This window comes from Pedobacter sp. MR2016-19, from assembly GCF_014947265.1.
In the GTDB taxonomy this organism is placed as follows: Bacteria; Bacteroidota; Bacteroidia; order Sphingobacteriales; family Sphingobacteriaceae; genus Pedobacter.
The window spans coordinates 20,421-36,048 of sequence record NZ_JADCNK010000012.1 but is presented as its reverse complement, the minus strand read 5'-3'; the positions used below and the strand labels follow the sequence as shown (position 1 = coordinate 36,048).

Sequence of the window (15,628 nt, the reverse complement as noted above, 5' to 3'; positions counted from 1 at the left end):
GCTCAATTAAAATTCCTTCTCAATTCAATAATAGCCAACCGGATCCGGGTTTTCACCGTACCTAATGGCAGATCTAACTTTTCTGCGGCCTCCACATGTGTGAAGCCCTTGTAATAAACTAAATCAAGAACTGCTTGTAAATCCGGTTTAAGGTTATCTACAAGTTGCTTAACACCAAGAACATCGGGGTTAAACGTAACCTTGTTTTGTTCATCAACGAAACTTACGTTATTTTCTATATCTTGGTTTTTGAGTGAATTCTTAAAGTCTTTAGAACGGAGTTTATCGATGGATAAATTGCGGGCAATATTCATCATCCAAGTAAACAAACGTCCTTTTGTATGATCATAGTGTGCTGCAGACTGCCAGATTTTTACGAAAGTTTCCTGTAAAACATCTTCTGCAAGCTCTGTATGGGTAATAATGCGTGAAATAACGCCGTAAAGCGCCGAAGAATACATGCTGTACAGCGTTTTTAGTACCGCTTGATCTTTCGATTGCAGTGCTTGAACGAGTTCAGGTTCGGTTAGGGTTAATTTTTTTAATGCAGTCACTATTGATCACTAAGATACAATACAGAACACTAAAAGCAAAAAAATGTTTTAAAAATGCATTCCGCTTAGGAGTGCGATTTTTAAAACATTACTAATCTATTTCTTAAAATATAATTATGCTATTCCTTCAATAGGGAAAAGGTGTTTTTCAGCATGGTAAGATGAACGTACCAGCGGGCCGCTTTCTACATATTTTAAGCCTTTTGCCAAGCCGGCTTCTTTGTACATCGCAAAAGTATCAGGATGGATCCAATCAACCACAGGATGGTGATTACGGGTTGGTTGTAAATATTGTCCTAAAGTTAGGATGTGAACGCCATTGGCCACTAAATCGTCCATAGCTTCGAAAATATCTTCTTCAGTTTCGCCAAGTCCAAGCATAATGCCTGTTTTTGTTCTTAAACCAAATTCCGAAATTCTTTTTAAAGCTTCCAGGCTTCTGTCGTACTTCGCCTGGATGCGTACCTGTCTGGTTAAACGCTTAACGGTTTCCATATTGTGCGAAACCACTTCCGGACGTTCTTCTAAAACGCGGTATAAATTATCCCACTGGCCTTTAAAGTCAGGGATCAAAGTTTCTAAAGTAGTAATTGGACTTTCTCTGCGGATAGCCTGTAAGGTTTCTGCCCAGATAATTGAACCACCATCTTTTAAATCATCACGATCTACCGAGGTAATTACGCAATGTTTAACCCCCATTAATCTCACTGAATCTGCAATACGGTTAGGCTCGTCAACATCAACAGCCAATGGCCTGCCTGTAGCAACTGCACAGAAAGAGCAGCTTCGGGTGCAGATGTTACCCAAAATCATGAATGTTGCCGTACCTGCGCCCCAACATTCGCCCATATTAGGGCAGTTGCCGCTTTCGCAGATGGTATGGAGCTTGTGTGTGTCTACTAAACTGCGAACTTGTGCGTATTCTTTACCAACGGGTAATTTTACACGTAACCAATCTGGTTTACGTTTAACTTCAGTCACAGCAGGTACTACCGGTAAATCAATCATGCTACAAAGTTAACGAATAGGATTGAAATGTTACAACGTAGAAATGTTTGAAGGTTGTAATAAAGTTGGGCCAACTTGCGAAGTCTGGCTGGGAAGAGGCGGAGTTAAACTTCGCAAGTTTAGCAAGTGCCTGCCTGTGGTGTCGGATATTCCTGTCTGAAACTATTGAAAAAATTAAACCACATTCATTTCGAACGCGATTTGTTGTTTATTTTCCTTAAAGCCAATCTGCTCGTAAAACCGATGACTTTCCGTTCGTTTGGTGTTGCACCTTACCTTAAGTTTTTTCACCTGATGCTGTTCTGCCCAAAGCTTTACGCTTTCAATTAACTGTTTTCCAATTTTTAAATTGCGGTAAGTTTCATCCACTATCAAGCCTCCAATTTCGACAAATGGATCAGATTCTATTCTTAAGGTATAAAAACCATGGATCCAGCCTACTACTTTGTCGTCAACTAAAGCAACAAATGCACAGTTGTCGTTACTGTTATTAATGTGTTTAATTCTGGCTGATGTTTGCTCAATGTCACTCTCGTAACCCAATTGTGTGGACAGCCAGGCCACACTTTCTGCATCTTCTTTGGTTATTACTCTGATTTCTACCATCGTTAATAAGGTATTATGTTGAACTAAATTAAGATTAAAAAATTATTCTCCCATCAGATGGTATCATTTGACGGAATGCATGCCCGGCGCTGGCCAACTTACGAAGTCTCACAAGGCCAGAGGACCGGCAGACTTCGTAAGTTTAGCAGCGGATTTTTAGCTAAAAGCACCGGAATAACCAAATTAAACCCTATTGCAGCGGCAGCCTGAGCCTCTTCGGCGAAGCTACAGCGGAAAGAGGGGGCTGCTGTTGCCGATGAGCAGTAATACACCTTTTCTAATATTTGGGAAAAATCGATATTACAATCTTAATAATTAAAATTTTGTTTACAGTCAGATGGTAACATCTGACTGCACGGATACGATTTATATATGTTACTTAAAAATCATAACCTTAACATTGCAACTTTTAACGTTTTAACTTTCTAACTAAATCTTACATTTGCAATATGAATACTGGCTTACAGCTTTATAATACGCTTTCGCGCAAAAAAGAACTTTTTCAACCCTTAAATGCACCCAATGTTGGGATGTATGTTTGCGGTCCTACTGTTTATAGTGATGTGCACCTGGGTAATTGCCGCACGTTTATTTCTTTCGATTTAATTTTTAGGTACCTTAAATATGCTGGTTATAAAGTACGTTATGTACGTAATATTACCGATGCAGGTCACTTAGAAGGCGATAGGGACGAGGGCGATGATAAATTTGCAAAACGTGCGAAACTGGAGCAGCTTGAGCCAATGGAAATTGTACAGAAATATACTTTGGGTTTCCATGATGTAATGCGCATGTTCAACACGCAGCCGCCAAGTATCGAGCCTACCGCTACCGGACATATTATTGAGCAGATCGAAATGATTAAGGTAATTATAGCCAAAGGTTATGGTTACGAAGTTGACGGCAATGTATATTTTGATGTAGAAAAATACAGTAAGGAGTACAATTATACCATTTTAACCAACCGCAATCTCGAAGATATGCTGAACAATACCCGGGAATTGGGCGGCCAGGATGAGAAACGCGGAAGGTTAGACTTTGCCTTATGGATAAAAGCAAAGCCAGAAACCTTAATGCAATGGCAATCGCCATGGGGCATGGGCTTTCCGGGCTGGCATATCGAGTGTTCGGCCATGAGCGCCAAATATTTAGGCGCTGAATTTGATATTCATGGTGGTGGAATGGATTTAGCAGCAACGCACCACACCAATGAAATTGCACAATCTGAAGCTTGCAGCCATAAACAACCTGCCCGCTATTGGATGCACACCAATATGCTTACCGTAAACGGTACGCGCATGTCTAAATCTGCCGGAAATGGTTTCCTTCCTTTAGAATTATTTACTGGTGACCATCCTTTATTGAAAAAGGGCTTTAGCCCGATGACGGTGAAGTTTTTTATGTTACAGGCGCACTACCGGAGTACATTAGATTTTTCTAATGAAGCTTTAGACGCCTCGGAGAAAGGTTTTCGCCGCTTAATGGCTGCAATTGGCTTGTTAGATAAGTTAACAGTTTCTGAACAGAACGATTTCGATATTGATGCATTGAAAGAAAAATGTATTACTGCGATGAATGATGACTTTAACAGTCCGATTTTGGTTGCAGAGTTATTTGAAGCAGTTCGGATTATCAATACCGTGTATGATGGTAAAGGGAAAATCTCTGGAGAAGCACTAGAAAAGTTAAAGCAACTGATTAACGATTTCGTTTTCGATCTATTAGGACTGAAAGATGAGGACGCCGGGGGTAACGACTTAAACGGCGTTTTAGACATGGTGATTAACTTAAGAACGGAAGCAAAAGCGAATAAAGATTACGCCACTTCTGACCGTATCCGTATTGGCTTACAAGAGTTGGGAATTCAGCTTAAAGACGGCAAAGAAGGAACCACCTGGAGTAAGGCTTAGTTGGTACTAAGTCTACAGTCCAAATTCGATTTTAGCAATGAGAAAAATTGGTTTAGTAGGTGGTATCAGTTGGGTATCTACTATAGATTATTATCGTTTTATAAATGAGGGGGTAAATGAGCGTTTGGGTGGGGTAAATTTCGCTGAATGTTTAATTTACTCCCTTAATTTTGGCGATGTTCAGGATAAAACCTGGGAAGGATCGTTTGATCTTTTGCACAATGCCTGCGAAAGTTTAAAACAGAGTGGGGCAGAAGCAATTGTACTCTGCGCCAATACGGCACATCTTTTTGCCGATCAGTTACAAGAAAAAATAGCTCTGCCTATTATCCATATCGGTACCGAAACCGCTAAAGCCATAAATGCTACTGGAATTAAAAATATAGGACTCTTAGGTACCGTATTTACTATGGAAAAGGACTTTTATATTAAAAAGCTCGAAGACCATGGGTTAAATGTTTTGGTGCCTTCTAAGAAAGAAACCCGCGATTATATACAGTTTACCCTTAAAGAAGAATTAGGTAGAGGTGTAATATTGGAAGAGACCAAGACACAATATATCCAGATAATTAATGATCTGATCAAGGGAGGAGCGGAGGGGATAATTCTGGGGTGTACCGAAATCCCTATGCTGATCAGTCAGGATGACTTTGAGATTCCGGTATTTGATACTACCAAAATCCATTGCGAGGCGATTGTGGATTACATGCTTTCTTAGACCACACTTTATTATGCTATTTCCTGTTGCTTCAATGGGGGAATAATTAAGCGCGGGAACAACCTTGAAAATTTTAAGTTCATCAAGGAATCCGTCCTCCTTTTTAATGGGAAGAAGTTAAGGGCTGAAAACAAATCTCATAAGTTTTCAGGCTCAGCAAGAATTTGTCCCCCTTTGAAGGGGCAGGGGGATGAGAGATAATTACACTACTTCAAACAATTTTCCGTTAGATTAAACAATGAATAAAAAACTTTTAATACTGCCTTTATTGGCGTTAATCGGATTTCAGGCCTGCCAAAATAAAACAAACCGAAATGCTGATGAAAATGTAGAAAAGGCAACAGGTTTAGTTTCTCCTGATTTTAATGCCGATAGTGCTTATGCTTATACCAAAGTTCAGGTTGACTTTGGTCCAAGGATTCCGGGTACCACGGCTCATCAAAAATGCGCAGATTATTTGGTGGCAAAATTAAGGACGTTCGGTGCAGAAGTAAGTATCCAGGGTGAGCAAACGCAAACTTATGATGGGAAAAGCTTTCAACTGAAAAATATTGTCGCCGTTTTTAATCCAGGTCAAAAAAAGAGGGTTTTAATTACGGCACACTGGGATGCCCGTCCATTTTCTGATCAGGATACCGATCCTGCAAATCATGCAAAACCTTTTGATGCGGCAAATGATGGTGCAAGCGGGGTGGCGGTGATTTTGGAAATGGCACGTCAGATCCAACAGAAACAGCCAGATGTTGGAGTTGATTTTATATTGTGGGATTTAGAAGACTATGGCAAGGCCAATGATGAGACACCAGATGAAACTACATGGTGTTTAGGCTCTCAGTACTGGACTAAAAAAGCAATTAAGGCAGGATATAAAGCTTTGTACGGCATTAATCTCGATATGGTTGGTGGCGGTAACGCACAGTTTACGCAGGATGAAATCTCCCGTCAGGCTGCTCCAAATGTAGTGAATAAGGTTTGGGACATTGGTAATGAAATTGGCTATGCCTCTTACTTTACGAAAATTCCGAGTGGGAAATTAGTTGATGATCATCTTTGGATGAACAAAGCAGGCATTCCATCTATCGATATTATCCATTACAATGACAACAGTGGTTTTTATATCAATTGGCACACGCAATTGGATAACTTAGCCAATATTGATAAAAATACGTTGAAGGCCACCGGGCAAACGGTTTTAGAAGTCATTTATAGAGAAAAATAACTGGTCTTAATGTGTAATTGTTAATTACTTTTAAGTCCATACATTAAAGAAAATTCTATATTCGCCAAACAATATTATCTTAATTAATAATGAAACAATTATTTTCAACTGCAATAGCTTCGCTTTTCGCCCTGGGTGCTTTTGCCCAAAAAAGCGACGGAACAACCAAATCTTTAGTAAATGCTGAAAAGGATTTTGCTAAGTCAATTGCCAAAAATGGAGATAAAGAAGCTTTTACAGACTATTCGACAACAAGCACTTTAGTGTTTAGGCCAAACCCAGTTAATGCTAAAACTTTTTATGCTGGCAAAGCAGATACTGAAAAGGATGTAACATGGACCCCAAACCTTGCAAAGGTATCACGCAGTGGCGATTTAGGTTTTACTACAGGGCCATATGAAGTTGGAACTTCTGAGAAAAAATACGGTCAATATCTATCGATCTGGAAACCGGAAAACGGCAGGTGGAAACTAGCTATTGATTTAGGAACGGAAAGCAATAAACCTTTAGCTAAATCTAGCCCACAGTTTACTGAACCTAAAGATCATGTTGCTCCAAAGTTCTTAAATGAAAGAGAGATTAAGGCTGGGAAGGATATTATCTTAACTACCGAAAAAACATTAAATACTTTGTTAAAAACACATGGAATTGCAGCATTTGGAGGGTTTTTAACCAACGATGCACGTTTACTTTTCCCGGGTAACGAAGCCATTGATGGAAAAGGGAAAATTATTGCTTTTTATAACGGAATGATCAGCAAAATTAACTTGAAAACAACAGGGGTAGATAAGGCAATCGGTAGTGATTTGGCTTATACCTATGGTGTGGCTACTATCGATTACAAAGCCGATTTACGTGAAAGTTTTAACTATGTTTTCGTTTATGAAAAAGCAGCAGATGCAAGCTGGAACTTAATTGTACAGGCTTTTGTACCTGCAGAAAGATAAAAAACAAATGTGAATTAAAGAGGGCTCTCCATAAAAAGAAGCCCTTTTTTTATTTCAGAGATTTATCTTTTTTCCGCACTCAAGGTCGGTTTAGCCCCGATTGAAGCGGCATCCTTGGAGCATAGCGGAAAGATATAGCGAAAAGCGGGAACAAACATTAAAAATAGCACAGTTTTTGCGCTTCAAAACAAGGATAATTACAAATAAAACAACCTTTTTTACGTTTAGAATTCATGCACAAAAAGTTACTTCTACTCTCCACGCTTACTTTACTTTTCTTAAACGTTTCTGCTCAAAAGAAAAAATTTGATGTACAGGGTAAAGCTGGTGCACGCGGTATTATGCCCGAAAATACCATTGAGGGAATGTTAAAAGCTATCGATTTAGGTGTTAACACCTTAGAGATGGATGCAGTAATCTCAAAAGATAAACAGGTCGTGCTTTCACAAGAGCCTTATTTCAATAACGAGATTTCTTTGCAGCCTAACGGTAAATCGATTACTTTAAAAGATCAGAAGAATTATAACATCTATAAAATGGATTATGAGGAGGTTAAAAAGTTTGATGTAGGGAGTAAAGTCCATAGCCGCTTTCCCGGACAAATGAAGTTTAAAGCTTACAAACCGCTACTCTCTGAAACCATAGATGCAGTTGAGGCTTACGTTAAGGAACACAAACTAGCCAAACCGGTTTATAGTATCGAAACAAAAACGATTAAAAACGGCGACAATGAATTTCATCCTGAGCCTGCAGAATTTGTGGAGTTGATTATGGATGTCGTTAATTCGAAAAAAATTGCTAAAAGAGTTATTATTGAATCGTTTGATATGCGTACGCTGCAGTACCTGCATGAGAAATACCCTAAAATACAAACTTCATTATTGATTGATGAAAAAGAACCTTTTGAAGATTATATTGAGAAATTAGGTTTTAAACCTACTATTTATAGTCCCTATTCCGTTTTGGTTGGTAAAGGCCTGGTAGACCGTTGCCATGAAATGGGTATTAAAATTATTCCCTGGACAGTTAATACGGTGAAAGAAGTGAATTATTTTATGAGTTTGGGGGTAGATGGCATCATTACCGATTTCCCAAACATCATGGGGCAAATCAAAAAATAAAGAAGCATAAAAAAAGCGTTCAGATTTTAAACCGGAACGCTTTTTTTATGCTTTCTGAAAAGAAAACCCTAATGGTGTGCCTCTGGTTTTTCGTGCGCTGCTTCAGTTTTTTCATGATGAGCAGATGCTTCTTCGTGGTTAAAGATTGGTCTGGTGAAATAGACACACAGTAATAAAACCAGAATCCATGCAGCCAATGGTAAAGCCCAAATGCCTTTTGTTTGCTGAGCCGGTGCGTGTGAATCGTGAGCTGACATATCGAATATTTTTGATTTAAAAATTTATGCTTTGTAATTGTGTGGTAAAGATAGTAACAAAATTAAAATAATAAGAGCAATTTGGCGAATAGTATTTTAAGGTCATCCAGCGTATTAGAAAGGGATAAAAGGCAGCGCCTTTTATCCCTGTAAATCATAAATCATTGCTTTTGTGCTATTCATTTTGCTTTTAATACGGTTTTGATGCTCCTGTAAAGTGCTTTGTTCATCCTGAACGGCATTAAACAGTTCGGCTTTTTTGAAATGGTTTGCCGCCTCTGCAAAATTTTGCTGTTGCTCAGCATGTAGGCCCAAACATTCGTATATATGTGCTTCGCACACACCAGGAACAAGTAAAGCCTTCTCTGCAACCTGTTTCACCAATTTGTGCATTTTAAGCGTAATAACAAGTTCCAGATAGGGCTTATATACTTCTGGAAAATCAGAATCTAGCTCAATGCAGCGTTTGTAATAATAACCTGCGGTTTTGTAATCTTTAAAGTGGTTTTGATAAATATCTCCCAATTGAAAATATGCTCTTGCATAATCAGGATCGAAAACAATAATTTCGTTAAAATACTGAAGTGCCTTGGGTAATTCGCCCCAGTGCAGTTCTTCAATGGCCTGTAGATATTTTTCTTCTACAGTGGTATAAATGTCCATAACGGATATAATTAATTTTGATAAGCAGTTAAATGCTTAGCAAATACGTAATAAATTGATTTTTAAATTTGGGTTTTGTTTGTTAAAACTTAAAACCGCGTTAAGGGTTGGGAAGGAAATTTAAGTCCATACCCAAACCCTTTATGCCACAAGACGGGCTAAAGTGCATTTTTTGGATATGTAGTTGACGTAGCATTTCTGTAAATTTGACGCAAAGATATTTATTTTCAGTGAATTGCAAATTGTTTTTTTTCGATTAATCAGCTCTTCATCCTGATAAGTGCATTTTTAATCTGCCTCCTATGCCTTAAAATATGAACAATGGCATGTTCTAGCATCTGTTCTACATCGTATTGTTGCCCCCACCTCGTGTTGATCTTTTTTGATTGATCGAACTCTTCCATGATGATTTCGGGATTTCTATTGAAAAAGTCCTCATTATATTTAAGCGCTTCCCGGAGCCTTGAAATATAGGGTGCCACCTGATCAAATTGCAATCGTTCCGGCCTGATAGTTTCTAATCCGATGGAGTTTTCGATATAAACGGCATAACTGAACATCGATGCGGTTACATGTGTCAAAATAGTTTGGATGGAAATACAATCTGTATTTGAGCTTTCTGGCTCGATGGTTTTCAGTAGTTGCTGTTGGGTGATTGGTTCAATTACTTCGATCAACTCATCAACCGCCTTTTTATATTCATCAATTAGTGCGGCTATAGCACCGGTAAGTTTATTGGCACCCATCATAAAACAAATATAATTGTTTGGAAGGTATTTGTTAGTCTGTATTTGTAAATCCCGGTTAACAATAGGAAAGTCCTCAATTCTTCAAGTTAATTCAACTAAAGTTAAAGCTTTATCATCACACTACCCGAGGCCAGATCGTGGATGGCCCTTCTTTGTAGATTTGAATTGATGGTTAGAAACGAAATCCAGCCTAAAGCAAGTTTTATTGGGTACCGGAGAATAGCTTGTCCAATATTGATTTTCTGGCTAATATCCTCATTTTTCCTTACCCTGATTCCTTTAATGTAATTACCGATGGTGCAGCCGAATGTCATGAAAAGTGGTTCATAAATCACAAATAAAAATGCAAATAATAAGATCCGTACCCATTCTGGTACATTGTTAAAGCTGTCTAATACATTTGAAAAACACACCATAAGAATGATGATAATTATGGTGTCGATAAATGTAGATTGTAATCTTTCTACTAGACTTGGGTATTTTTCTTCCATTTTGAGTGCGATAATTTATTGTAGAATATTAAGTTTAAAATAATAATATTTTTTGTTAATCTGGATTTACAATATAAGGATTACAAATCCCGACTAACCAAGTTGTTCTAACTCGAACTGTAAATTTGATTTTGCCTGGCTTTCAAATTTGTGATAAAAATAATCTGTTTTAAAAATCCGGTCCATTTTTATGAAATGTTCCAGAACCTTTTTTCGTCCTGGAATATAAATGAGATCTGGATAAACTGAATATTCTTTTCTTACGTTTTGCGAATAAGTAGTATAGTTTTCTAAGCTCTGGCCTAATATCGAAAGATCTGCATCAGTAAAATAATTTGTATCAGATTCAGGATAAGCAAGATGTTTTTTAGTGGCTATTATTTGAGTTTTGCAGTTATCAATAATGTGATTGGGAACTGAAATCTGCGTCATTCTCTTCTGGGCAAGTTCAGCACTTTTCTCTTCATTATCCGATTTTAATGCATTATAAATAATGTCATGATAGAACATAGTAAATAGAATACTTTCCCAACTTTCAATGCTAACTTTTACTTCAGTAAGTTGTGTCAACAAGTTTTCAAGATGTGAAAGTGTATGATAATGTCTTTTTTTATGAGTGTAGTTTTCCTCAATTTCAGCCCAAAATTCGGCTATTATACGGTCACTATCTGTATAATTTATTAAGAGATTAATGAATGTATCTTTTAGCACGAGGTTTTGCGAATAGTATCGATACACAAGATACAAATTGGAGTTGACTTTTCCTGTTGGTTGGAATTTGTAATCTCGACTTTGTTATGGATTCCGTTGTATTGTGGATTTGTAATCCACTAATAGAAGTTAAAAATTCTGGCTCATCAGATGGGACTGCAAATCCCGACTAGCTTAATGCTACTACAATAAATCTTTAATGATTTTCTCGATTGATAAGCCTTCAGCTTCTGCACGGTAGTTACGCACAATGCGGTGACGTAAAATAGGCTCGGCTACAGCTTTAACATCTTCAATGTCTGGTGAATATTTTCCGGTTACAGCGGCATGGCATTTTGCACCCAGCACTAAAAATTGCGAAGCACGCGGGCCTGCACCCCAGCTAATGTATTTATTAACGGCATCGGTAGCAAACTCACTGTTTGGGCGGGTTTTAGCAGCCAGTTTAACTGCATATTCCAATACGTTATCGGTTATAGGAATATCGCGGATCAGTTTCTGAAAATATTGGATATCATCTGCATGGATAATTTTCTGCAGTTGGGTGGTTTTATTACTGGTGGTGTTTTTTACGATGTTCAATTCATCTGCAAAGGCAGGATAGTTTAACTGAATATTGAACATGAAACGATCTAATTGAGCTTCGGGTAGGGGATAAGTTCCTTCCTGTTCAATAGGGTTTTGTGTGGCCAAAACGAAAAATGGTTTTGGTAGAATATGGGTTTGTCCAGCTGCGGTAACCGATTTCTCCTGCATGGCTTCCAACAAAGCCGCCTGGGTTTTTGGCGGTGTACGGTTAATCTCATCAGCGAGGATAATATTAGAAAAAACAGGCCCTTTTATAAATTTAAAGTGCCTGTCTTCTCCTAAAATCTCTGCACCAATAATATCACTTGGCATTAAATCGGGTGTAAACTGGATCCGGTTAAAATCGAGGTCCAAAACAGATGCAACTGTTTGTACAAGTAAAGTTTTAGCCAATCCTGGTACGCCAACCAACAAACAGTGTCCGTTGCTAAAAATGGCGATTAAAACAGATTTTATGATGTCATCTTGTCCAACTACTACTTTGCTTATTTCGGCTTTGATGTTGTTGAAAGATTGATGAAGTGCATCAACAGCTTCTACTTCGTTCTTATACTGCATTGGTGTTATTTTGCTGCTGTGGTTTTAGTCCAGATTTTTAATTCATCACAGGTATTAAATTCATCGTCGATTTTAATGTAAGTATTTTCGCGACGTTTTTCAAACCATTCACTTAAAGTACGATTAATTTTATCACTCTGTGCAGCATCTCTGATTTTTGGAAAATCTTGAGCTAAGTTTGCTTTGTGCGGTGGAATTTTAGATTTTAAATATAAAATGCGATATCCTTGTTTTCCATCAGCTGAAGTAAATAAATCTGGTTTAGAAATACCACCGATTTTCATGCTATCGATTACCAGAAACACAGAAGGATCTAATTTATCAATAGGAATAAAAGTACTTCTTGCCTGAACATTTTCTGCATTGAGCATCATACCACCATTGTATTTGCTCTCTTTATTGTCTGAATAAAGGTTTGCCGCAGCAGCGAAACTTATTTTTTTACCAATAATGTTATTGTAAATGCTATCTGCATGTAATTTTAAACGAGTTAAACTTTCTGGTGTAGTTTTAGGTGTAATTAAAATATGTCTAACATGTACCTGCTCACCTCTGCGCTCTAAAACCTGTAAAAAGTGAAAACCATAATCTGTTTCGAATACTGGCGAAATTTCTCCGGCTTTTAATTTAAATGCCCAGGCAGTAAATTCTTTAACCATGGTGTTTCTGTCGATAAAACCGTAATCACCACCATCGGCAGCAGAACCTGGATCTTCAGAATAAGTTTTTGCTAAGACACCCATATCCTCGCCACTTTTAACCCTTAAACGAAGGGCTTCAATTTTATCGCGGAATTTCTGTTTTTCTGCTCTGGTTAACTGTGGATTTAAAATCACTTCACCAACTTCAACCTCGGTATTAAATTCCGGAACGCTATCACCCAAAGATTTGAAATACTTTTCAACCTCCATTGGCGTAACATTAATATTTTCGGTGATTTTTTGCTGCATTTTCTGTGCAATCAATTCATCTTTTACTGATGGTCTGATTTCATCTTTGTACTGCAACACAGATTTATTTAAGAATTGCTCTAAACGCTCCTGGCCACCTGCACGCTGCATACTGTAACGCATGCGCTTGTTAACCTCATCATCAACGGCACCGTCCTCAACCATTACTGAATCGATTTCAGCCTGTTGTTTAAGCAGCTTTTGAGTTAAGGTTTGTTGTAAAATTTTACATTTAATCTCACTGTTAGGCTGGTTGCCCTGATAAAGATATTGTGTGTATTGTTGGTTTAAATCTGATAGCAGGATAATATTATTTCCTACAACAGCAGCAACTTTATCTACAGTATGCTTTTGAGCGAAACTGTTTAAAAACAGGCAAATTAAAGCGGTTGCTACTAAAAAAACTTTCTTCATTCTATTTGTTATATTTTGCAAATTTAATATTTATGGTCAAAAAAATCAGGTTGGCTATAACTTGGCAAGCTTCTTCAACTCGTTTTCGTTAATTTTGATCTGATATTTTTGTTTTAGGACTTTAAGCCATTTTTCTTCTAAACTTAGTTGGTAATCGGCAATTACCTCTCCTCTAACTTCGCTTAAAGGTTTATTGTAATTTTGTTGGTTTTTCGTGTAAAATTCATTTATCGCCTGTTCATCTTCCTGCGCCTTATTCCATATTTTTTGTTCAGAAATATTGAACATTAAAACACCTTCGCGGTATTCGTTCAACAGGAAATCATGATCTTTGCTACTCACCCCAGCTTTTTTATGTGTGGTCAATGCATCCTCATAAGTTTTAATTTCTTCCTGGTAACGTGCGTTTTTGTCCAGTCCCATTTCCCGGGCATCTAAGACCTTAAGCTTAAAATTTATATACAAGTTTAAATAGGCTTGTAAAGTGTCGTACGCAGCACTAACGTTTCCATTATGGCTTTTTTTGTATGCCCACATAAATTCTTTAGCACTTATTGATTTACCGTTTATAACAGCCACGTTTTGTGCAAACGAAATGCTATAAATAAAGCTAAAAACAAATAGGCAGTAAGCTTTCTTCACGCAGAGCACTCTATAAATTTTAAGGGATAAAAGTAACAATTAGCGACGCTATTATAAGATATTTAACTAATTTTAACAGAAATTATTATCCAACAAAAATACGAATGGAAAACCAGGTTACCAACAATGCGAATGCTTTACGTTTATTTTTTACCGAAGAGGTTTTTTTGGTAAAGGATGAAAGCGTAGAAATTCTGCCTTTGCGTAATCCAGAGGCAGTTTCAGTTGTCGAAAAAGTTTCCGTTAATGAAGTAAAAGAACCTGTTTTAAAACCAGAAATAACGCAAATTCCTGGGATTAATCCTACAAATTCTCCTAAAGTTTATCCACAAGCCCCTGAAATTCCGCATATTGTGGCCGAACCAGCGCCTGAAAAAACGTTTAAATTTTTGGGTGGAAATAAAAAATCAGTACTCATTTTAGTTAATGATAGTGAGCATGATGTAAGTACGGAGCAAGGCAGAGAGCTGTTGCGGAAAATTGTTAAAGCTGTAGATTTAGGTACCCCCGATTTTGCCATCCTAAATTATTCGAATTATAAAGGAACCGATTTCGTAGAATTAAACCGGTTTTTTAAACCTGCCATTATGTTGTCTTTCGGAGTAGCGTTTGCCGACTTGCGACTGAACCTTACCTGGCAGAATGAAATTATCGTTCACGAAACCACCAGAATTATCTTTGCTCCAAATCTCCATCATCTAGATAGTGATTTAACCGCAAAAAAAACACTTTGGGGGCATCTGCAGAAAATTAAATAGCGATTTCGCAAGCGTATCAAGTATTAAGTGCCGGGATATGGCATTTTAATTCAGCTCGAAAAATCTTAAACCCTATACCTTAACCTTTTACTTTCCTAAAATGAAAAAACTTGTATTTGCTACCAATAACCAACATAAAACTGAAGAAATACGCGCTGCACTTGAAGATAAATATGAAGTGCTAAATTTGGAAGATATTGGTTGTTTGGTTGATATTCCTGAAACTGCTGATACTTTTGAAGGCAATGCAACTTTAAAAAGTAGCTATGTGGTTGAACATTTTAATTTGGATTGTTTCGCCGATGATAGCGGTTTGGAGGTTGAAGCTTTAAATAACGAACCTGGTGTTTACTCTGCCAGATATTCTGGCAGCCGCGATAGCTTAGAAAATATTCAAATGGTTTTGGCCAAGCTTGAGGGGAATCCCAATAGAAAAGCAAGGTTTAAAACTGTGATCTCCTTAATGCAGGGTGGTAAAAATCATATTTTTGAAGGTACAATAGAAGGTACAATCAGAACAGCATTATCAGGTTCGAAGGGTTTTGGTTATGATCCCATTTTTCAGCCGGATGGTTACGATATTACTTTTGCTGAAATGGATATGGCAGAAAAGAATAAAATCAGTCATAGGGCTATTGCACTAAAAAAGATGTTGAATTTTTTGAGGGGATAGGGTATGGGCTTTACCAGATATTAAATTTTGAATGGGTGGATCGTCATTTCGACCGTAGTGGAGAAATCTTTGAACTTTTCATCAAAAGATT

General features: G+C 37.6%; 18 protein-coding genes. 7 read left to right on the top strand and 11 right to left on the bottom strand.

Annotated elements, in window-relative coordinates:
- Positions 1-2: 2 nt before the first annotated feature.
- The 3 genes from IM793_RS15965 to IM793_RS15955 all read right to left on the bottom strand — a co-directional run bounded on the left by IM793_RS15965 (position 3) and on the right by IM793_RS15955 (position 2,168).
- The gene (locus IM793_RS15965) at positions 3-554 is read right to left on the bottom strand and encodes an RNA polymerase sigma factor (protein WP_121287728.1); all 552 of its coding nucleotides are present in this window, start codon (positions 552-554) and stop codon (positions 3-5) included.
- A 114-nt stretch (positions 555-668) separates the two neighbouring features.
- Entirely contained in the window at positions 669-1,562 is an 894-nt protein-coding gene (lipA, locus tag IM793_RS15960; RefSeq protein ID WP_025144173.1) for a lipoyl synthase, read from the bottom strand.
- 174 nt (positions 1,563-1,736) lie between these two features.
- Positions 1,737-2,168, bottom strand: a complete 432-nt coding sequence (locus tag IM793_RS15955; protein WP_193423015.1) for a GNAT family N-acetyltransferase — start codon at positions 2,166-2,168, stop codon at positions 1,737-1,739.
- Positions 2,169-2,617: 449 nt separating this feature from the next.
- Here IM793_RS15955 and cysS point away from each other — a divergent pair, with 449 nt between their 5' ends.
- From cysS to IM793_RS15930, 5 genes are all read left to right on the top strand, one after another.
- Positions 2,618-4,078, top strand: coding sequence for a cysteine--tRNA ligase (gene cysS, locus IM793_RS15950; RefSeq protein WP_193423014.1), 1,461 nt, complete (start codon positions 2,618-2,620; stop codon positions 4,076-4,078).
- Positions 4,079-4,115: 37 nt separating this feature from the next.
- Positions 4,116-4,796: an aspartate/glutamate racemase family protein gene (locus IM793_RS15945; RefSeq protein WP_193423013.1), complete on the top strand. Its 681-nt coding sequence runs from the start codon at positions 4,116-4,118 to the stop codon at positions 4,794-4,796.
- A 238-nt stretch (positions 4,797-5,034) separates the two neighbouring features.
- Positions 5,035-6,015, top strand: a complete 981-nt coding sequence (locus tag IM793_RS15940) for a M28 family peptidase (RefSeq protein ID WP_193423010.1) — start codon at positions 5,035-5,037, stop codon at positions 6,013-6,015.
- Positions 6,016-6,104: 89 nt separating this feature from the next.
- Positions 6,105-6,962, top strand: a complete 858-nt coding sequence (locus IM793_RS15935; RefSeq protein ID WP_193423008.1) for a nuclear transport factor 2 family protein — start codon at positions 6,105-6,107, stop codon at positions 6,960-6,962.
- A gap of 233 nt (positions 6,963-7,195) precedes the next feature.
- Complete coding sequence (locus tag IM793_RS15930; RefSeq protein ID WP_193423006.1) at positions 7,196-8,083, top strand: glycerophosphodiester phosphodiesterase family protein; 888 nt, start codon at positions 7,196-7,198, stop codon at positions 8,081-8,083.
- A 68-nt stretch (positions 8,084-8,151) separates the two neighbouring features.
- Here IM793_RS15930 and IM793_RS15925 read toward each other — a convergent pair whose 3' ends face one another.
- The 8 genes from IM793_RS15925 to IM793_RS15890 form a co-directional block, all read right to left on the bottom strand.
- Positions 8,152-8,340 carry a hypothetical protein gene (locus IM793_RS15925; RefSeq protein WP_090502258.1) on the bottom strand — a complete coding sequence of 63 codons (189 nt, stop codon included), beginning with the start codon at positions 8,338-8,340 and terminating at the stop codon, positions 8,152-8,154.
- Positions 8,341-8,481: 141 nt separating this feature from the next.
- Complete coding sequence (locus IM793_RS15920; RefSeq protein ID WP_193423004.1) at positions 8,482-9,003, bottom strand: hypothetical protein; 522 nt, start codon at positions 9,001-9,003, stop codon at positions 8,482-8,484.
- A 260-nt stretch (positions 9,004-9,263) separates the two neighbouring features.
- Positions 9,264-9,752 carry a DinB family protein gene (locus IM793_RS15915; RefSeq protein WP_193423002.1) on the bottom strand — a complete coding sequence of 163 codons (489 nt, stop codon included), beginning with the start codon at positions 9,750-9,752 and terminating at the stop codon, positions 9,264-9,266.
- 101 nt (positions 9,753-9,853) lie between these two features.
- Positions 9,854-10,243 (bottom strand): RDD family protein, encoded by a 390-nt coding sequence (locus tag IM793_RS15910; protein ID WP_132398390.1) that lies wholly within the window; start codon positions 10,241-10,243, stop codon positions 9,854-9,856.
- Between the two features lie 93 nt (positions 10,244-10,336).
- The gene (locus tag IM793_RS15905; RefSeq protein ID WP_193423000.1) at positions 10,337-10,954 is read right to left on the bottom strand and encodes a hypothetical protein; all 618 of its coding nucleotides are present in this window, start codon (positions 10,952-10,954) and stop codon (positions 10,337-10,339) included.
- 183 nt (positions 10,955-11,137) lie between these two features.
- Complete coding sequence (locus IM793_RS15900; protein WP_193422998.1) at positions 11,138-12,100, bottom strand: MoxR family ATPase; 963 nt, start codon at positions 12,098-12,100, stop codon at positions 11,138-11,140.
- Positions 12,101-12,105: 5 nt separating this feature from the next.
- Positions 12,106-13,464, bottom strand: a complete 1,359-nt coding sequence (locus IM793_RS15895) for a peptidylprolyl isomerase (RefSeq protein WP_193422996.1) — start codon at positions 13,462-13,464, stop codon at positions 12,106-12,108.
- A 54-nt stretch (positions 13,465-13,518) separates the two neighbouring features.
- Complete coding sequence (locus IM793_RS15890; protein ID WP_370629796.1) at positions 13,519-14,043, bottom strand: hypothetical protein; 525 nt, start codon at positions 14,041-14,043, stop codon at positions 13,519-13,521.
- A gap of 167 nt (positions 14,044-14,210) precedes the next feature.
- On the opposite strand from IM793_RS15890, the gene IM793_RS15885 reads away from it, so the two are divergent.
- On the top strand, positions 14,211-14,864 hold the full coding sequence (locus tag IM793_RS15885) for a hypothetical protein (RefSeq protein WP_193422994.1): 654 nt from the start codon (positions 14,211-14,213) through the stop codon (positions 14,862-14,864).
- 100 nt (positions 14,865-14,964) lie between these two features.
- The gene (locus IM793_RS15880; RefSeq protein WP_193422992.1) at positions 14,965-15,537 is read left to right on the top strand and encodes a non-canonical purine NTP diphosphatase; all 573 of its coding nucleotides are present in this window, start codon (positions 14,965-14,967) and stop codon (positions 15,535-15,537) included.
- Positions 15,538-15,628: the final 91 nt, after the last annotated feature.